The organism is Bradyrhizobium jicamae, assembly GCF_018130215.1.
Lineage (GTDB): Bacteria > Pseudomonadota > Alphaproteobacteria > Rhizobiales > Xanthobacteraceae > Bradyrhizobium > Bradyrhizobium jicamae_A.
The window spans coordinates 146,920-164,340 of sequence record NZ_JAFCKQ010000007.1 but is presented as its reverse complement, the minus strand read 5'-3'; the positions used below and the strand labels follow the sequence as shown (position 1 = coordinate 164,340).

Sequence of the window (17,421 nt, the reverse complement as noted above, 5' to 3'; positions counted from 1 at the left end):
TGCGTGCTCCTCTATTCGTCACCCGCTACTCGCCGTCCGCTTCTCCTTGTTCGTTCCTCTATTCGCTATTCGCCAGCCGCTATTCGCGCGACTGTTACAGCCGTTCGACGATGGTGACGTTTGCCATGCCGCCGCCTTCGCACATGGTCTGCAGGCCCCAGCGCTTGTTGCGCTGCTTCAGTGCGTTGACCAGCGTCGTCATCAGCTTGGTGCCGCTTCCGCCCAGCGGATGGCCGAGCGCGATCGCGCCGCCGTTGACGTTGAGGCGCGCCGGATCGGCACCTGTCGTCTTCAGCCAGGCGGTCGGCACCGAGGCGAAGGCCTCGTTGACCTCGAACAGGTCGATGTCGTCGATCGACATGCCGGCCTTCCTCAGCGCGCGTTCGGTGGCGGGCAGCGGTGCTTCCAGCATGATCACGGGGTCATGGCCGATCATGGTCATGTGGTGGATGCGCGCCATCGGTTTGACGCCGAGCGCCTTGAGGCCCTTCTCGTTGACGACCATCACGCCCGAGGCGCCATCGCAGATCTGGCTGGCGCTCGCCGCCGTCAGCCTGCCGTTCTCGGCGATCAGCTTGACACCCTTGATGCCGTCGAGGCTGGCGTCGAAGCGGATGCCTTCATCGATGTGGTGGGTGTCGGTCGAGCCGTCGGCGCGGGTGATCTTCACCGGCACGATCTCGTCCTTGAAGTAGCCGGCCTGCGTGGCCGCGATCGCGCGCTGATGGCTGTTATAGGAATATTCGTCGAGCACGTCCTTCGACAGGCCGTACTTCTCCGCCATCATCTCCGCGCCGGTGAACTGGCTGAACATGATGTTCGGATACTTCGCCTCGATACCGGGGCTCTTGTAGTGGCCGAAGCCGTTCTTGGCCGGGAGCTGCGAGGCGAGGCCCATCGGCACGCGTGTCATCGATTCCACGCCGGCGGCGATCACGCAGTCCATGGTGCCGCTCATCACCGCCTGGGCTGCGAAGTGCAGCGCCTGCTGCGAGGAGCCGCACTGGCGGTCGATCGAGGTGGCGGGCACGCTCTCCGGCAGTTTCGAGGCCATCACCGCGTTGCGCGCGATGTTGTTGGACTGCTCTCCGGCCTGCATGACGCAGCCCATGATCACGTCCTCGATCTGCGCCGGATCGACCCCTGATCGTTCCACCAGCGAGTCGAGCACGGTCGCGGCCAGATCGGCCGGATGCCAGCCGGCAAGACGCCCTCCCTTGCGGCCGCCCGCGGTGCGAGCGGCGGCGACGATATATGCCTCGGCCATGTCTGATCTCCCTGATGTTCTGGATTGGGCTGTTCAAAGATCGGCCGGATTTAAGGGACGCCCCCGTATTTAGTCAATCAATCAATTAACTCTTGAGTGCAGCCCCGCCATGGGTTTATGTGCGGCCTCGACATTCCACCGCCCCCAGGACCCGAGCGCAGTTGAATACCAGCGTACCGACGAGACTTGCCGCGAGCAAAAACGCCACCGCCGACAAGCTGTTGGTTGCGGCCAGCGAGCTGATGATCGAGCGCGCCTCGATCGAAGTGTCGCTGTCCGACATTGCGCAGAAGTCCGGGGTCAACGCCGCGTTGGTGAAATATCATTTCGGCAACAAGGAAGGGCTGTTGCTGGCGCTGCTGGCGCGCGATGCCGCCACCGAGATGTCGCAGCTCGAATATCTGCTGGCGCAGCCGATCACGCCGACCGCGAAACTGCGGCTGCATATCGGCGGCATCATCCGCGCCTATCACCAGTTCCCCTACATGAACCGGCTGATCCATTGTCTCCTGCATGAGAGCTCGCCTGACGCCGCCGACGAGGTGTCGAAATTCTTCGTCGCGCCGCTGCTCGAATTTCATCGTCGCCTGCTCGCCGAAGGCGTCAAGGCCGGCGAGTTCCGGAAAGTGGATCCGGTACTGTTCTACACCAGCCTGATCGGCGCATGCGATCATCTGTTCTTCGCCCGCCACGCGATGTCGCGGGCGGTCGGCGTTGGTCCGGTCACCGACGAGGTCTGCCGCGAATACATCAAGCACATGGAAGCCTTGATCTTCGGCGGCATGCTCAATTCCAAGAACGAAACGGCCGCCGTGGCGGCCGGATAACAAAGTCTAGAGAAGAAACGCTCAAGGAAAGGCTGTTCCCATGCAATTGAAAGACGTTGCCGTTCTCATCACCGGCGGTGGCTCCGGCCTCGGTGCCGCGACCGCCCGCGCCATGGCCGCGAAGGGCGCCAGGATCGGTGTGCTCGACCAGAACAAGGACAATGCCGAGAAGGTCGCGGCAGAAGTGAAGGGCGTAGCGCTTCATGCAGACGTCACCAGCGAAGAGCAGATGAAGGCGGCGATCGCCAAGGCGGAAGCCGCGCACGGTGTGGCGCGCGTGCTGATGAACTGCGCCGGCATCGGCGGCTCGCAGCGCATCGTCGGCAGGGATGGCGTCTATCCGCTCGAAAAATTCGTCCGCATCATCAATGTCAATCTGATCGGCACCTTCAACGCGCTGCGCCTGTTCGCGGAGCGCGCCGCCACCATCGAGACCATCGGCGAGGAGCGCGGTGTCGTCATCAACACGGCTTCCGTTGCCGCCTATGAAGGCCAGATCGGCCAGATCGCCTATTCGGCCTCGAAGGGCGGCATCGTCGGCCTCACACTGCCTGCCGCGCGCGACCTCGCCAGCCTGAAGATCCGCGTCAACACCATTGCGCCCGGCATCTTCTTCACGCCGCTCTTGATGGGTCTGAACGAGGAAGCCCGCAAGAGCCTCGGCGCCCAGGTGCCGCATCCGGCGCGCCTCGGCGAGCCCGACGAGTACGGCGCGCTGGCCGTGCACATCGTCGAGAACGCGATGCTCAACGGCGAAACCATCCGCCTCGACGGCGCCATCCGCATGGCGCCGCGATAACACTCGGTTGTCGTCCCCGCGAACGCGGGGACCCATAACCCCGGCTTTCTCCACTGAAGCGCGATGGGGCCGCAGCCCGCCGCAACGACTATTGCCGGTGGTTATGGGTCCGGGCTCGCGCTTCGCTTGGCCGGGACGACGGTGAGGAGGAATGCCCGCGTGTCTCAACCGCTGCTGATCGAACATCACGACGGGGTCGATTGGGTCACGCTCAATCGCCCTGAAAGCCTGAATGCGCTCGATCCCTCGTTGATCGATGCGCTCAACAGCTACTTCCAGGGCCTGCAGCGCAACCGCGACACCCGCGTCGTCGTGCTGAAGGGCGCCGGCGCCAATTTCTGCGCCGGCCTCGACCTCAAGCATGCGATGGCGCGCCGCGGCGGGCAGGCCGAGCCGCCCGGCGTCACGGAATCGCTCGACTCGCAGCGCCGCATTGCCGACATCGTGATGCTGATGCGGCGCTGTCCGCAGCCGATCATCGCGCTGGTGCAGGGCGCGGCCGCCGGCGGCGGTTTCGCGCTGGCGCTCGCCGCCGACATCCGCATCGCCGCAAGCAATGCGCGGATGAACTGCGCCTTCATCAAGCTTGGCCTTGGCGGCTGCGACATCGGCACCAGCTATTTCCTGCCGCGCCTCGTCGGCGTCTCCGTTGCTTCCGAATTGATCCTCACCGGACGCTTCATCAAGGCCGACCGCGCGCTCGCCGTCGGCCTCGTGTCGGAGGTGGTCGATGCCGCCGATCTCGACGCCGCGGCCAATCCTTATGTCGATGCGATGATGACGGCCTCGCCAGTCGGCCTCCGCCTGTCGAAGGAATGCCTGAACATGAGTGTCGACGCCGGCTCGATCGAGGCCGTGATTGCGATGGAGGATCGCAATCAGGTGCTGTGCAGCCGCTCCGAAGATTTCCAGGAGGGAATCAGGGCCTTCCTCGAGAAACGAAAGCCTGTCTATATCAGGCGCTGAGACAAGATCCTGCAAAGGACGAGAAATTCCGGGAGACGCAAAATGGATGGGAGTGCCGCAGCAGTGATGACGAAGCCGGCCTTTCGCAAGGTGGACTGGCTCGAGCGCGACATCGCGGTCGAGCGGCGCGACGACGGCACCATCGTCCTGAAGTCGCGGATTCCGTTGCAAGCCTATGCGACCCATATTCCAGCCTATCTCGCGAAATGGGCTGACGAGGCGCCGGAGCGGATCTGGCTCGCGCAGCGCGGTGGTCCTGACCGCCAGTGGCGCAAGCTGTCCTATGGCGAAGCCAAACGAACCGTCGATGCGCTGACGCAAGGCCTGCTCGATCTCGGCCTCGCGGAAGGCCGTCCCGTCGCGATCCTGTCAGGCAATTCAATCGAGCATGCGCTGATGACCCAGGCCGCGATGCAGGCGCGGCTGGCGGCGGCGCCGGTGTCGCCGGCCTATTCGCTGATGAGCCAGGACCACCTCAAGCTCAAATATCTGTTCGACCTGATCAAGCCGGCCGTCGTGATGGTGCAGGACGGCCCGACCTTCGAGAAGGCACTGAAGGCCCTCGATCTCACCGGCATCACGGTGGTCCACGTGCTGCGCCCGTGCGACGGCATCAAGAGCGTTGCCTTCGCCGATCTCGCCGCGACGCCGGTGACGTCAGCGGTCGACGGGTCGATCGCGAAGATCACGCCCGGGACCGTGGGCAAGCTGCTGTTCACCTCGGGCTCGACCGGGATGCCCAAGGCCGTCATCAACACCCAGGGGATGATGTGCGCCAATGCGGCGATGATGATGCAGGTGCGCCCGCGCGAGCGCGGCGGCCCGATCCCGACCGTGCTGGACTGGATGCCGTGGAATCACACCATGGGCGGCAACGCCGCCTTCAATCCGGTGCTGGTCGACGGCGGCACGCTCTATATCGACGACGGCCGGCCGATGCCGGGCCAGCTCGAGGAGACGATCAGGAACCTGCGCGAGGTATCGCCGACCTATTATGCCAACGTGCCGGCCGGCTATGCCGCGCTCGCGGCGGCGATGGAGAAGGACGATGCGCTCTGCCGCAGCTTCTTCAAGAACCTCTCGATCATGGCCTATGGGGGCGCGCGGCTGCCCGACGATCTTTACGACCGCATGCAGGCGCTGGCGGTGAAGACCACCGGCGAGCGCATCGTGTTCTACACCGGCTGGGGCTCGACCGAGACTGCACCGACCTCGACCGGCACCTATTGGGACACCGAGCGCGTCGGCCTGATCGGCCTGCCGTTCCCCGGCGTCGAGCTGAAGATGGTGCCGTGCGGCTCGAAATATGAATTGCGGCTGCGCGGCGTCAACGTCACGCCGGGCTATTTCGGCCAGCCTGACCTGACCAGGAAGATGTTCGACGAGGAAGGCTTCTACTGCATCGGCGATGCCGGCGTGTTCGTCGACGCCGAAGATCCGCTTCAGGGCATCATCTTCGCCGGCCGCGTGGTCGAGGACTTCAAGCTGACGACCGGGACCTTCGTCCATGTCGGCTCGCTGCGCACGGACGCAATCGCCGCCGCGACGCCTGTTGTGCACGACGCGCTGGTCGCGGGACAGGACCGCGCATTCATCGGGCTGTTGTGCTGGCCGAACCTTCATGCGTGCCGACAGCTCGTCGGCAATGCAGAGGCGAACTATCAGGACGTGATCAGCCATCCAGAGGTGATCGCCTGCCTGAAGAAGGGTTTGCAGGCGCACAATGCCGCGACCACCGGCAGCAGCATGCGCGTTGCGCGCGCGATGCTGATGGTCGAGCCGCCTTCGATCGACGGCAACGAGCTGACGGACAAGGGCTACATCAACCAGCGCGCCGGCCTCGAACGTCGTGCCGCTCTCGTCGAGAAGCTCTATGCGGACAAGCCCGGCGACGAGGTGATCATTCTGAACTGAACGCAGGATGGGTAGAGCGCAGCGATATCGATCATTCGCAACCAGAACGTCATTCCGGGGCACGCGAAGCGTGAACCCGGAATCCAGAGGTTAGTACATCGAGATTCCGGGTTCGATGCTGCGCATCACCCCGGAACGACAGCAAGAAAAAGGTAGCCGCCATGAATTTCGATTTCTCCGACGAACAGAAGCAGATGCGCGACGAGGCGCGCAAGTTCCTCGCCGAGCAATGCCCGCCCAAGGCCGTGCGCGAGGTGCTCGACGGCAAGGCGCCCTATGACAAGGCGCTGTGGAAGGGCCTCGCCGAGATGGGCTTCCTCGGTGTCGCGATCCCGGAGAAGTTCGGTGGCGCCGGCGCCGGCCATCTCGAGCTCTGCGTGATCGCCGAGGAAATGGGCCGCGCGCTGGCGCCGGTGCCGTTCTCCTCGACCGTCTACCTCGCCGCAGAGGCGATCCTGATCGCAGGCTCGGATGCGCAGAAGCAGAAATGGCTGCCGAAGATCGCCGCAGGCGAGGCGATCGGCACGCTGGCGCTGTTCGAGGGCAAGGGCAATCCGTCGCCGAAGGCGATCAACGTCTCAGCCAATGGTGGCGCGCTCAACGGCTTCAAGAAGCCGGTGCCCGATGGCGCGATCGCCGATTTCGCCGTGGTCGCTGCGCGGACCGGTTCCGGCAGTCGCGAGTCCGAGATATCGCTGTTCATCGTCGAGCTGAAGGCTGCGGGCGTCGAGGTCAAGCCGCTGACCAATATCGACCTGACCCGCGGCCAGGCCGAGATCACATTCAAGAACGCCAAGGCGGAGCCGCTCGGTGAGCACGGCGACGGTTGGAGCGTCATCAGCCAAGTGCTGGATCGCGCCGCCGTGCTGATGGCCTTCGAGCAGGTCGGCGGCGCCGATCGCGCGCTGGAGATGGGTCGCGACTACGCGCTCGACCGCATCGCCTTCGGCCGTCCGATCGGCTCGTTCCAGGCGGTCAAGCACATGCTCGCCGACATGTATGTCTCGGCGACCCTGGCGCGCTCCAATTGCTACTACGGTGCCTGGGCGCTCTCGACCAATGCCGGCGAGCTGCCGGAAGCGGCGGCCGCCGCACGCATCAGCGCCACGCAGGCGTTCCAGCACTGCGCCAAGAACAACATCCAGGTGCATGGCGGCATGGGCTTCACCTGGGAATTCGATTGCCACATGTACTATCGCCGCGCCAATGCGGTGGCGCTCGGCCTCGGCAGCCTGTCCTATTGGGAGGACGCCCTGATCGATCGCATGCGCAAGAAGAACGCGGCCTAGCCCGACGATTCGTCATTCCGGGGCGCGCGTAGCGCGAACCCGGAATCCAGAGGTTTGGATCGAGATTCCGGGTTCACGCTACGCGTGCCCCGGAATGACGGAAAGAGATCAAGATGAATTTCGACGACACCCCGCAGGAGGCCGCGTTCCGCGCCGAGGCGAAAGCCTGGATCGCGGCAAATGCACCGAAGCAATATGAGGAAGAGCTGAGCAAGGCCTCGCTCGGCCGCGTCCAGCTCAAGGGCGCCAACATCCTTGAGGTTGCCAAGGCCTGGCAGAAGAAGAAGGCCGATGCCGGCTGGGCCTGCCTGCACTGGCCAAAGGAATATGGCGGTCGCGGCTCTTCGCCGATCGAGCGCGTGATCTGGCAGCAGGAGGAGGGGCCGTTCGGCCGCCTCAGCGCAATGTTCATCATCGGCCACGGCATGTGCGGCCCGACCATGATGGCGTTCGCCGGCGAGGAGCAGAAGCGGACGTTTCTGCCGCCGCTCGCCTCCGGCGAGAAGGTCTGGTGCCAGCTGTTCTCCGAGCCCGCCGGCGGCTCCGACGTCGCGGGCCTGCGCACCCGCGCCGAGAAGCATGGCGACGAATGGGTGATCAACGGCCAGAAGATCTGGACCTCGGGCGCGCACTACTCGGATTACGGCATCCTGCTGACCCGCACCGATCCGACCGTGCCGAAGCACAAGGGCCTCACGATGTTCTTCCTGGACATGAAGAGCCCGGGTGTCGAGGTGCGGCCGATCAAGCAGGCGAGCGGCGCCTCCGACTTCAACGAGGTCTATTTCACCGACGTCCGCATTCCCGACTCGCAACGCCTCGGCAATGTCAATGACGGCTGGAACGTGTCGCTGACCACGCTGATGAACGAGCGCATGTCGATCGGCGCCGGCGTCTCGACCGGCTTCCCCGAGCTGCTCGACTATTGCAGCAGCCTGATGCTGGAAGACGGCCCCGCGATCGAGAACCGCGCGGTGCGCTCCAGGCTTGCGAACTGGGCGGTGAAGGCGAGTGGGCTGAAATACACCAGCATGCGCGCGATCTCTGCGCTGTCGAAGGGCGAGCGCCCGGGACCGGAGAATTCGATCGGCAAGCTGGTCGCCGGCTCGATGATCCAGGACGTCGCGGCCTTCGCGCTCGACCTGCAAGGTGCAGCCGGCGCGCTGAACGGGCCTGATGATGCCGAGGTCGCGGGCAAATTCCAGGCGATGCTGCTGCGCGCGCCGGGCACCCGCGTCGAGGGCGGCACCGACGAGATCATGCGCAACATCATCGCCGAGCGCGTGCTGGGCCTGCCCGGCGACATCAGGGTCGACAAGGACGTTCCCTTCAACAAGATCCCGACCAAGGGAAGAGCTTAGCCGTCGTTCCAGGGCGGCGCGAAGCGGCGCCCGGAACCTCGAGCCGCATATCTAACCTCCAGATTCCGGGTTCGATGCTTCGCATCGCCCCGGAATGACAAGAAAAAGGAGCCGCCATGAATTTCGATGACACGCCGCAGGAAGCCGAATTCCGCGCCACCGTCCGCAAGTGGATCGAGGCGAACGCGCCGAAGGAGTTCGAGGAGGAGCTCTCGAAATCCTCGCTCGGCCGCATCAGGCTCGCCAGGCACGACATGGTCGAGGTCGGCAAGGCCTGGCAGAAGAAGAAGGCCGAAGGCGGCTGGGCCTGCCTGCATTGGCCGAAGGAATATGGCGGCCGCGGCGCCACCCCGATCGAGAAGGTGATCTGGCAGCAGGAGGAGGGCGTCTACGGCAAGCTGACACAGCCGTTCCAGATCGGCGAGGGCATGTGCGGCCCGACCGTGATGGCATGGGGCTCCGAGGACGCCAAGCGCCGCTATCTGCCGAAGCTCGCGTCCGGCGAGGAGATCTGGTGCCAGCTGTTCTCCGAACCGTCCGCCGGATCCGACGTCGCCGGCCTGCGCACCCGCGCCGAGAAGAAGGGCGACAATTGGGTCGTCAACGGCCAGAAGATCTGGACCTCGGGCGCGCATTATTCCGACTACGGCCTGCTGATCGCGCGCACCGACCCGAACGTGCCCAAGCACAAGGGCCTCACGATGTTCTTCCTGGACATGAAGAGCCCGGGCGTGGAAGTGCGGCCGATCAAGCAGGCCAACGGCATGCAGGAGTTCAATGAGGTCTATTTCACCGACGTCGTGATTCCGGACAGCCAGCGGCTGGGGGCCGTCGGCGACGGCTGGAACGTGTCGCTGACGACGCTGATGAACGAGCGGATGTCGATCGGCGCGCGGCTCGCGACCGGCGTCCCCGAAATGTTCGAGTTCTGCTCCAGCCTGATGCTGGAGGACGGTCTTGCGATCGACGATCCCGCCGTGCGCTCCAGGCTCGCGAGCTGGGCGGTGAAATCGAGCGGGCTGAAATACACCAGCTACCGTGCGATCTCGGCGCTGTCGAAAGGCGAGCGGCCGGGACCGGAAAACTCCATCGGCAAGCTCGTCTCCGGCATGATGCTGCAGGATATCGCGGCCTATGCGATGGATCTGGAAGGCGCGGCAGGCAGCCTCACCGGCGAGAGCGAGGAACTCGCTCACGGCCAGTTCCAGCAGATGCTGCTGTCCTCGCCCTCGATGCGCATCGCCGGCGGCACCGACGAGATCCTGCGCAACATCATCGCCGAGCGCGTGCTCGGGCTGCCCGGCGACATCAGGGTCGACAAGGACGTGCCCTACAACAAGATTCCGACCAAGGGACGCTGACCATGGATGCCGTGACCAAGCCGCGTTATGCAACGGAAGACCGCATCGGCGCGCTCGAGGAACTGCTCAACGAACGCTACTCGGTGCGCGCATTCCTGCCGCGCGAGGTGCCGCGCGACATCATCGAGCATGTGCTGACGGTGGCGCAGCGCACCGCATCCTGGTGCAACAGCCAGCCCTGGCAGGTGCTGATCGCAAGCGGGGAGGCCAGGGAGCGCTTCCGCAAGGCGATCTATGCCGAGGCCGCGTCCGGTGCCAAGGAAGATCATGACTTCACGCCGCCGCGCGAATATGTCGGCGTCTACCTGGAGCGCCGCCGCGAGAGCGGCTTCCAGCTCTACAACACGCTCGGCATCCCCAGAGGCGACAAGGCCGGGTATTCCAGGCAGGCGCTGCAGAACTACAATTTCTTCGGCGCGCCGCATGTCGCCGTGATCCACACCAACGAGCCACTCGGCATCTACGGTGCGATCGATTGCGGCGGCTACGTCTCGAACTTCATGCTGGCGGCACAGGCGCTCGGGCTCGGAACCATTCCGCAGGCCGCACTCGCCCGCTATTCCGGCCTGATCCGCCGGCACTTCAATCTGTCCGACGACCGCCGCGTCGTCTGCGGCATCTCGTTCGGCTATGCCGACCATGCGCACAAGGTGAATGGCTATCGGACGTCACGTGCCGATGTGGCGGATACCGTGACGTTCGTCGACGAGTAGCGCTCAGGCGCGCCGGGCTGTCACCCGGCGCCGCGGTGCCTCCGCATAACGCGCCGCCATCGCGGCCGTCATCTCCGCCATCTTGTCGCGCAGCTCGCGAGGCTCCAGCACCTCGGCCTCGGCGCCGAGCCGCAGCAGCTCGGTCGCGGCGTGCCACAGCGTCTTTCCGACCGGCATGGTCACGACTTGCCAGCCATCTGTCCCGGTGATCTCCGCAACCCGCAGCCGCGCCTTCACATAAGGATGCGCCAGCGCATCGAACAGTTTCTGGCCGAGCGGCGACAGAAGCACGGTGGCCTGGTTCGGGTGCAGCTCGGCCTCCAGCCGCGCGATCGAGGCGCGCCAGTAGGCGGCAAGGTCGAAATCATCAGGCCGCGTGAACGCTTCGTCCAGCACCGCGCAATCGAGCACGCGCGCGACGCGGTAGCTGCGCACGCTGCCATCGACGCGCCCGGCGAGATACCAGCCGCCGCCCTTCAGCACGAGGCCGAGCGGGGCCACGCGGCGGCGCTTCTCGGCCTTCCAGCTCCGGTAGCGGATCTCGATCAGCTGATCGTGCAGCACGGCGCCGGCGATGGCGCGCAGATGCTTCGGCTCCTCGCTCTCGCCGAACCAGCCCGGCGCGTCGAGATGGAAGCGCTGCTGCATCCCGCGCGCATTGGGGCGCAGATTCTCCGGCAGCGCCGCCATCAGCTTGGTCTGCGCCGTCCCCATCGCGGCATCGAGGCCGAGTGCGGCGGCCGGCCCGGGCAGCCCCGCCATGAACAGCGCCTCGGCCTCGCCCTGCGACAACCCGTTCAGCCTGACACGGTAGCCGTCGAGCAGGCGATAGCCGCCCTCCGCGCCGCGGTCGGCATAGACCGGAACGCCGGCGGCGGCGAGCGCGTCGATGTCGCGATAGATCGTGCGCACCGAGACCTCGCAGGTCTCCGCGAGCTCGGGCGCGGTGACACGCCCCCGCGCCTGCAGGGTGGTCAGGATCGAAAACAGCCGGCTCGCGCGCATCGGCGATTCATACCTGACACAGGATGTCAGGTATAGGTGCGCATAAGGGGATCGCCCTGAACGGAAGGAGACCTGTCCATGACCACCACCGACCGCATCACGCTGTATTACGCGCCGCAAAGCCGTGCCACCGGCGCCCGGGTGCTGCTGGAGGAACTCGGCGCGCCCTACGACCTGCAGGTCCTCAACATGAAGGCGGGCGAGCAGCGCAAGCCGGCCTATCTTGCCATCAATCCGCTCGGCAAGGTGCCGGCGGTCCACCACCGCGGCGCGCTGGTGACCGAGCAGGTCGCGATCTTCATCTACCTCGCTGACCTGTTCCCGCAGGCCGGCCTGACGCCTGCGCTCGACGATGCCAGGCGCGGCCCCTATCTGCGCTGGATCGCCTATTACGGCTCCTCGTTCGAGCCGGCCCTGATCGACAGGTTCATGAAGCGCGAGCCGGCGCCGGTCACGCAATCGCCCTATGCCGATTTCGACACCATGCTGGGCGCGCTGGAATCGCAGCTCGCCAGGGGGCAGTATCTGTTCGGCGGGCAGATCACCGCGGCCGACATCCTCTGGGGCATCGCGTTGAACTGGACCATGATGTTCGGCCTGGTGCCCCGGACGGACGTCTTCGTTCGCTACGCCGAGCGCATCGCCGCGCGTCCGGCCTTCCAGCGCATATCGGCCGCCGACGACGAGATGGCAGCAGCGCATGCCGCTGCCGCGGGAGTGTGATAGGCAGTGTCGATGGCAAAGCCGCTGCACAGCACCAACTGCTTCAACACGTTCATCCGCGTTGCGGACGATTGTCCCGCGCGCAGCGGCGAGGAGCCGCAGCCACGCGGCGGCAATCCGACGGTGGGCACGCTGCAATACGCCATGATCGCCGGCGCGCCGTACAAATACACCTCCGACGACGTCGTGTTCGCGACGTCGGCAGCGGGGCGTTCGCTCGATGCGAAGACGACGAAGCAAGAGCGCGGGCTCGCGCGCGAGGCGTTCTTCTCGAAGGGCCAGGCCTGCATGCGCGCCTCGCCGCTCGGCAAGCGCTTCGGCTGGGGCGTTCACGCCGATGCCGCGGGCCGCATCGCGATCTATGCGGTCGACAGCAGGCACTACCAGGCACTCGCCGCCGACCCCGGGATCGCGCAGACGCGCGCGATGCGATCAAAGCGGGCGTGAGCCCGCTCGCCCGTGCCCATTGCGGCTGGCGCCGGCCTGGCGCGCCCCGGGAAGGCTGTCGCCGCGACGGCCCCTGTGTGACCGCAATCACCGACCGGCCCGAGAACCCGATCCAAGATGACCGCGCCGGCTGAAGGACCGGTTCAGTCACAAGGAGATGTCCATGCCAAAATCCTCGTTGTCCAACAAAACGACCAGGCGGCCCAAGGAGCCGTTCGATCCTGCTCTCGAGGCTCCCATTGCCCTGATGCCCGACCAGCTCGAGACGGTCGTTGGCGGCCTTGTCAGCCTGGCGGGGCCGCTGCGTGGCGTCCTCGGTACGACGGGCATCGGTGGCGCCACGACCGGCGTCGTCGCCCCGCCACAGCAGCCGTACGGCATCCCGTCGGTCGACAAGCTGTGATCCCCCAAGGCGCCCGCCTGGCATCGGAAGTGGATTGGAGGTCTTGATGTCGAAACCAGATTCCCGACCCCTCGATTGTCCGAGCGCTCAAGCGGGCGCCAAGGACGCACGAGTCTACGGCGTGCGCACCGGCACTCCAGAGGCACCCCGCGTGGGTTACCTGACCGAGACGCTGCCCGTCTCCGAGGAGCTTCTGGCACTGTCAGGACCGGCAAGGCCGACCGAAGTCTTTCGTATCGCAGCGCCTTGCGCGACGAGCGGCTGCAAGCATTTCAAAGCCAACGCATGCACGCTCGTCCAGAGAATCGTCGAAGGTTTGGCACCCGTCGTCAACGCCCTGCCGGCCTGCCAGATTCGTTCAACCTGCCGCTGGTTCAGTCAGGAGGGCCGCAACGCTTGCCTCCGTTGCCCGCAAGTGATCACCGACAAACCCAACGCGACGGCGGAAGAGAAGCGGATCGCAGACGATGTTTAGGCCGCATGTGCGCGCCGGCGCATCGAGTCCATCCGTTGCTGAAATGTATTCGTGAGTACGGGCCCTAGAACTTCGGCGCCCGTTTCTCGGCGAACGCCTTGATGCCTTCCTTGATCTCCTCGCCGCGCATGCTGTCGCGGTGGCGGGCGTCAGCGGCGGCCTCGTCGAGTTCGCCGCGGGCGAACTCGTTGATGGCGCGCTTCATGCCGGCCATCGCAACAGGCGCATTGCCGGCGAGGACGTTGGCGAGCTTGTCGACCTCCTCGTCAAGCAGATCGAGCGGCACCATGGCGGTGAGGTAGCCGATCCGCAGCATCTCGGGTGCCGTGATCCGCGAGGCCGTCAGGAACAGCATCTTGGCGTTGTCGACGCCGAGCCGGGTCACGTAGCGCTTGATGCCGCTCCGGTAGTAGTGCAGCCCGAGCCGCGCCGCCGGCATGAACATCTCCGCGGTGTCGACGCCGATGCGGAAGTCGCAGGCCAGCGCCAGATCTGTCGCGCCGCCATAGACGCCGCCATTGAGCCGGCAGATCGTCGGCACGGCCAGATCCTCGAGCCGGTTGACCACCACCTCGAACGCCGAGCCCGCGCTCTGCTGCTCGCGCGCGCTCACCGCGCGTTCGGCGACCGAATTGAGGTCATAGCCGGCCGAGAAGGCGCGCCCGGTTCCGGTCAGCACCAGCACGCGGATCGAGGCATCGGCCTCGATCCGGTCGAACAGGTTGACGAGCTCACCGAGATCCTCGGCCTGCAACCGGTTGAGATGCTTGGGCCGGTTGAGGCGGATGGTGGCGCGCGCGCCCGAGATCTCGAGCACGGGTCCGCTGGCGGTCTCGGCCGCATCTGGCATGGTGGTCTCCACTACTGGTTCTCGAGCTGGCGTCGCCTGGCCTCGGCGTCGATGGTCTCGGCGAGTTCAGGGTGCCGTGCCATCAACAGGCGGAAATCGACCAGGTCAAGCACCAGGAGCCGCGCCACCTTGGTGGTGATGACGTCGGCGCCGCGCATGGTGTTGCCGAGCAGCGCCATCTCGCCGAAGAAGTCGCCCTCGCCGAGCAAGACCTTGCGGCCGGGCAGGTCGACCGCGACCTCGCCGGCCGCCACGAAATACATGCAGTCGCCGCTGGTGCCCTTGCGGATGATCGTGGTGCGCGGCGGCAGGTCCACGGTCCGCAGCATCTGGGTGACGTCGGCGATCGCAGCGGGGCCGAGATTGGCGAAGAACGGCACGTTGCTGACGGTCTCCCAGGTCTTCAGGAAATTATCGCGCCGGGTCTCGGCGGCGAAGCCGGTCGCCAGGATACCGGTCCACAGCCCGAACACGCCGAGACCCGAGATCATCACCATCGCTGCGACGATGCGACCGAGCGGGGTGATCGGCACCACGTCGCCATAGCCCGTGGTGGTGAGCGTCACCACCGCCCACCACAGCGCCGCCGGCACGCTGCCGAAGGTCTGCGGCTGCACATCATGCTCCAGGAAATATTCCGCGACCGAGGCCAGGAACACCACCATCAGGAAGATCACGAGCACGCTGATCAGCGGCCCGGACTCCTGCACCAGCACGCGCCGAAGCTGGCGCAGCCCGGGAATGCCCGGCACCACCTTGAGCACCCAGAGGATCGCGAGCAGCCAGGCCGTCTTGGGCTGGACGCCCGCGAGCAGAGCGAGCGGCACCGCCAGCGCGCCGGCAGCGTCGACCAGCCCGGCGCCGGACAGCTGGTAGAACCAGAAGCGCCCCCGCTGTCTCATGTGGCGCAGCCGCACCAGCCACTCGAACACGAAATAGGCGAGGCATAGCCAGAGCACGGCGTCGACCCAATGCGCGACCGCGTCATAGGCCGGCCCGATTGTCAGCACGGTCATCATGGCGACGCCGAGGGTCACCGCGACATAGGCCGTCCTGGTCATGTTGCGGCCGGCAGTGGCGGAGACAAATTGTGCCAAAACCGGAAAGACGAGCGGCTTGGCCATCGGACCTCGGGTGCCTGTCGATAAAGTGCTTGAAACAGCCCCTCGGGACGCGGGGCCGACACCGCAGCCTGCCCGTCCCGGGCAAGGCCGTCAACGCGCCCGCGCCGACAGCTTCAAGTCGCCGGATGTCCCGTGTCGTTGGGCGTGTAGCTTAGCCATCCTGCACGGATTCCGGCGCAGAGACTGTGAGAATCCCGACAAATCGTCGCCTTTTCACCGTATATCTGGGATGCAGCCGGCTGTTGCGACCTCGGCCGCACTGCGGCGACTAATACGGCGATGCTGTTCACTCCTGAGAATTGGTTGGTTTCCGATGGATACCTCGCACCTCGCGGAGCACGCCGGCGCCGCTGGCAGCTTCTTTGCATCGATCTTCGTGGTCGCCACGCTGTCGATGCGCACCATGATCCCGCTGCGCGTCTTCGCCATCCTGACCAACATCATCCTGATCGCGACCGCCGTCCCGACCCACAACTACGCCACGCTGGTGCTGCATTCCGTGCTGCTGCCGGTCAACACCTATCGACTGCACCAGATGCTGCAACTGGTCCGCAACGTGAAGAAATCCGTCAACAGCGACCTGTCGATGGATTGGCTGCGGCCGTTCACGACGGAGCGCAAATGCACCCTGGGCGAAGTGCTGTTCTACAAGGACGAGAAGGCCGACAGCATGTTCTACATCGTCAGCGGCCGCTTCCGCCTGGTCGAATCGGGCATCGAGCTGCCGATCGGCGCCATCGTCGGCGAGTTCGGAATGCTGTCGCCGTCGAACACGCGGACCCAGACGCTGGAATGCGTCGAGAGCGGGGTGGTGCTCTCGGTGACCTATGACCAGGTCGAGCAGCTCTACGTCCAGAATCCGGCGTTCGGCTTCTACTTCCTGCGCCTGGCCAGCGCGCGGCTGTTCCAGAACATTTCGACGCTGGAGCAGCGGCTGGCGCAGTACACCGCACCTGTTGCCGCAGAGCCGAAGCCCGCGTGAGCCCGGTCGGTGGAGGCACCGCAGTGCCCGATGACGATGGTCTTTTGGCTTCGCTCCGTTACCTCTTCGCCGACATCATCGGCGACCAGGACGACGAGCCGCCGCTGCTGCCGGAGGCCTGCCCGGCGCAGATCGCGCCGGCGATCGGCGAGGCCATTGGCCTCTTGATCGACTATCAAAGCATCCACTATGCGAACCTCTATGTCGACCGGTTCAGGCGTTTCGTCGGCCGGCGCGGTGTCGATGAGGCCATGCTCGCCGGCATCGCACAGCTGATGGCCGAGCGGATGGCCTATGAGGATCCGATCCGCATCGCGCAATTCAAGCTCCGCGAGGTCGCCACGGCGGGCGGGCTTGCGGTGCGCTCCGCCGACGACGTCAAGATATTTCGCCTCGACGAACTGATTGACGCCCTGCCGGCGGTGGTCGCCGATCCCATCCTCAGCGTGCTCGACCGCTTCGGCTGGCGCCGCCGCAGGGTGTCGATCCGGTTTTCCGGCCACACCCGCTTCAGCGTTCGCCGCCTGCGGATCGAGGCCGGGCTGAAGCGTTGGCGGCTGTTCTCGATCCGCTATGCCAAGGAGCGCGTCTGGGTCGAGCGCTGGCTGCACATGATCGACCGCTGCCTGACCAAGCAGCCGGCGGCGACCATGGCTGTGATCGAGACCGCGACCATGATTCGCGGCTACGGCGATCCCTATCGCCAGGGCGTGGCGGACTGGCACGCGATCATCGACGGGTTGGCGAAACCGGTGTTCGACGGCACGCTGGCGCTACCGGATCTCGCTGCGGCAATCGCCGAGGCGCGATCGGCGATCATGCCTGATCCCCGCCAGGCGTCGCTGAAGCGCAAGATCGCCGAAATCCGTGCAAGCGTGCCGGCCGCGACCACGTAGACGCGAGGCGGCACCCGAA

Annotated in this window: 18 protein-coding genes; 14 read left to right on the top strand and 4 right to left on the bottom strand. The window is 65.7% G+C overall.

Annotation, left to right across the window (positions count from 1 at the left end; translation table 11 throughout):
• Window positions 1-94: 94 nt before the first annotated feature.
• Window positions 95-1,267: an acetyl-CoA C-acetyltransferase gene (locus JQ586_RS11800; protein ID WP_212394723.1), complete on the bottom strand. Its 1,173-nt coding sequence runs from the start codon at window positions 1,265-1,267 to the stop codon at window positions 95-97.
• Between the two features lie 161 nt (window positions 1,268-1,428).
• Between JQ586_RS11800 and JQ586_RS11795 the strand changes: the two genes are divergently transcribed.
• From JQ586_RS11795 to JQ586_RS11760, 8 genes are all read left to right on the top strand, one after another.
• A complete protein-coding gene (locus tag JQ586_RS11795; RefSeq protein ID WP_212394722.1) occupies window positions 1,429-2,094 on the top strand; it encodes a TetR family transcriptional regulator in 666 nt (221 codons plus the stop codon).
• A gap of 40 nt (window positions 2,095-2,134) precedes the next feature.
• The gene (locus tag JQ586_RS11790) at window positions 2,135-2,893 is read left to right on the top strand and encodes an SDR family NAD(P)-dependent oxidoreductase (protein ID WP_212394721.1); all 759 of its coding nucleotides are present in this window, start codon (window positions 2,135-2,137) and stop codon (window positions 2,891-2,893) included.
• Between the two features lie 159 nt (window positions 2,894-3,052).
• A complete protein-coding gene (locus tag JQ586_RS11785; RefSeq protein ID WP_212394720.1) occupies window positions 3,053-3,859 on the top strand; it encodes an enoyl-CoA hydratase/isomerase family protein in 807 nt (268 codons plus the stop codon).
• Between the two features lie 42 nt (window positions 3,860-3,901).
• Window positions 3,902-5,773, top strand: a complete 1,872-nt coding sequence (locus JQ586_RS11780) for an AMP-binding protein (RefSeq protein ID WP_212394719.1) — start codon at window positions 3,902-3,904, stop codon at window positions 5,771-5,773.
• 161 nt (window positions 5,774-5,934) lie between these two features.
• Window positions 5,935-7,062, top strand: a complete 1,128-nt coding sequence (locus tag JQ586_RS11775; protein ID WP_212394718.1) for an acyl-CoA dehydrogenase family protein — start codon at window positions 5,935-5,937, stop codon at window positions 7,060-7,062.
• Between the two features lie 113 nt (window positions 7,063-7,175).
• Complete coding sequence (locus tag JQ586_RS11770) at window positions 7,176-8,423, top strand: acyl-CoA dehydrogenase (protein ID WP_212394717.1); 1,248 nt, start codon at window positions 7,176-7,178, stop codon at window positions 8,421-8,423.
• A 116-nt stretch (window positions 8,424-8,539) separates the two neighbouring features.
• The gene (locus JQ586_RS11765) at window positions 8,540-9,784 is read left to right on the top strand and encodes an acyl-CoA dehydrogenase (RefSeq protein WP_212394716.1); all 1,245 of its coding nucleotides are present in this window, start codon (window positions 8,540-8,542) and stop codon (window positions 9,782-9,784) included.
• Between the two features lie 2 nt (window positions 9,785-9,786).
• A complete protein-coding gene (locus tag JQ586_RS11760) occupies window positions 9,787-10,497 on the top strand; it encodes a nitroreductase (RefSeq protein ID WP_212394715.1) in 711 nt (236 codons plus the stop codon).
• 3 nt (window positions 10,498-10,500) lie between these two features.
• Here the strand turns inward: JQ586_RS11760 and JQ586_RS11755 are convergent, their stop codons facing one another.
• Window positions 10,501-11,502, bottom strand: coding sequence for a YafY family protein (locus tag JQ586_RS11755; protein WP_212394714.1), 1,002 nt, complete (start codon window positions 11,500-11,502; stop codon window positions 10,501-10,503).
• A 78-nt stretch (window positions 11,503-11,580) separates the two neighbouring features.
• Here JQ586_RS11755 and JQ586_RS11750 point away from each other — a divergent pair, with 78 nt between their 5' ends.
• The 4 genes from JQ586_RS11750 to JQ586_RS11735 all read left to right on the top strand — a co-directional run bounded on the left by JQ586_RS11750 (window position 11,581) and on the right by JQ586_RS11735 (window position 13,550).
• The gene (locus JQ586_RS11750) at window positions 11,581-12,225 is read left to right on the top strand and encodes a glutathione S-transferase family protein (RefSeq protein ID WP_212394713.1); all 645 of its coding nucleotides are present in this window, start codon (window positions 11,581-11,583) and stop codon (window positions 12,223-12,225) included.
• Between the two features lie 12 nt (window positions 12,226-12,237).
• Window positions 12,238-12,672: a DUF6157 family protein gene (locus JQ586_RS11745; RefSeq protein WP_212394712.1), complete on the top strand. Its 435-nt coding sequence runs from the start codon at window positions 12,238-12,240 to the stop codon at window positions 12,670-12,672.
• Window positions 12,673-12,835: 163 nt separating this feature from the next.
• Window positions 12,836-13,075: a hypothetical protein gene (locus JQ586_RS11740; RefSeq protein WP_212394711.1), complete on the top strand. Its 240-nt coding sequence runs from the start codon at window positions 12,836-12,838 to the stop codon at window positions 13,073-13,075.
• A 46-nt stretch (window positions 13,076-13,121) separates the two neighbouring features.
• Window positions 13,122-13,550: a hypothetical protein gene (locus JQ586_RS11735; RefSeq protein WP_212394710.1), complete on the top strand. Its 429-nt coding sequence runs from the start codon at window positions 13,122-13,124 to the stop codon at window positions 13,548-13,550.
• Between the two features lie 64 nt (window positions 13,551-13,614).
• On the opposite strand, the gene JQ586_RS11730 is transcribed toward JQ586_RS11735, so the two are convergent.
• The gene (locus JQ586_RS11730; RefSeq protein ID WP_212394709.1) at window positions 13,615-14,400 is read right to left on the bottom strand and encodes an enoyl-CoA hydratase/isomerase family protein; all 786 of its coding nucleotides are present in this window, start codon (window positions 14,398-14,400) and stop codon (window positions 13,615-13,617) included.
• An 11-nt stretch (window positions 14,401-14,411) separates the two neighbouring features.
• Complete coding sequence (locus JQ586_RS11725; protein WP_212394708.1) at window positions 14,412-15,524, bottom strand: cyclic nucleotide-gated ion channel; 1,113 nt, start codon at window positions 15,522-15,524, stop codon at window positions 14,412-14,414.
• A gap of 313 nt (window positions 15,525-15,837) precedes the next feature.
• On the opposite strand from JQ586_RS11725, the gene JQ586_RS11720 reads away from it, so the two are divergent.
• Entirely contained in the window at window positions 15,838-16,506 is a 669-nt protein-coding gene (locus JQ586_RS11720) for a Crp/Fnr family transcriptional regulator (RefSeq protein ID WP_212394707.1), read from the top strand.
• Between the two features lie 23 nt (window positions 16,507-16,529).
• Window positions 16,530-17,402 carry a DUF6537 domain-containing protein gene (locus tag JQ586_RS11715; protein WP_212394706.1) on the top strand — a complete coding sequence of 291 codons (873 nt, stop codon included), beginning with the start codon at window positions 16,530-16,532 and terminating at the stop codon, window positions 17,400-17,402.
• Window positions 17,403-17,421: the final 19 nt, after the last annotated feature.

What these genes read in the sequence shown, in the direction of transcription:
- JQ586_RS11800 (WP_212394723.1), bottom strand. Translation starts at nt 1,267, where the DNA reads ATGGCCGAGGCATATATCGTCGCCGCCGCTCGCACCGCGGGCGGCCGC.
- JQ586_RS11790 (WP_212394721.1), top strand. Translation starts at nt 2,135, where the DNA reads ATGCAATTGAAAGACGTTGCCGTTCTCATCACCGGCGGTGGCTCCGGC.
- JQ586_RS11780 (WP_212394719.1), top strand. Translation starts at nt 3,902, where the DNA reads ATGGATGGGAGTGCCGCAGCAGTGATGACGAAGCCGGCCTTTCGCAAG.
- JQ586_RS11775 (WP_212394718.1), top strand. Translation starts at nt 5,935, where the DNA reads ATGAATTTCGATTTCTCCGACGAACAGAAGCAGATGCGCGACGAGGCG.
- JQ586_RS11770 (WP_212394717.1), top strand. Translation starts at nt 7,176, where the DNA reads ATGAATTTCGACGACACCCCGCAGGAGGCCGCGTTCCGCGCCGAGGCG.
- JQ586_RS11765 (WP_212394716.1), top strand. Translation starts at nt 8,540, where the DNA reads ATGAATTTCGATGACACGCCGCAGGAAGCCGAATTCCGCGCCACCGTC.
- JQ586_RS11760 (WP_212394715.1), top strand. Translation starts at nt 9,787, where the DNA reads ATGGATGCCGTGACCAAGCCGCGTTATGCAACGGAAGACCGCATCGGC.
- JQ586_RS11755 (WP_212394714.1), bottom strand. Translation starts at nt 11,502, where the DNA reads ATGCGCGCGAGCCGGCTGTTTTCGATCCTGACCACCCTGCAGGCGCGG.
- JQ586_RS11750 (WP_212394713.1), top strand. Translation starts at nt 11,581, where the DNA reads ATGACCACCACCGACCGCATCACGCTGTATTACGCGCCGCAAAGCCGT.
- JQ586_RS11745 (WP_212394712.1), top strand. Translation starts at nt 12,238, where the DNA reads ATGGCAAAGCCGCTGCACAGCACCAACTGCTTCAACACGTTCATCCGC.
- JQ586_RS11740 (WP_212394711.1), top strand. Translation starts at nt 12,836, where the DNA reads ATGCCAAAATCCTCGTTGTCCAACAAAACGACCAGGCGGCCCAAGGAG.
- JQ586_RS11735 (WP_212394710.1), top strand. Translation starts at nt 13,122, where the DNA reads ATGTCGAAACCAGATTCCCGACCCCTCGATTGTCCGAGCGCTCAAGCG.
- JQ586_RS11730 (WP_212394709.1), bottom strand. Translation starts at nt 14,400, where the DNA reads ATGCCAGATGCGGCCGAGACCGCCAGCGGACCCGTGCTCGAGATCTCG.
- JQ586_RS11725 (WP_212394708.1), bottom strand. Translation starts at nt 15,524, where the DNA reads ATGGCCAAGCCGCTCGTCTTTCCGGTTTTGGCACAATTTGTCTCCGCC.
- JQ586_RS11720 (WP_212394707.1), top strand. Translation starts at nt 15,838, where the DNA reads ATGGATACCTCGCACCTCGCGGAGCACGCCGGCGCCGCTGGCAGCTTC.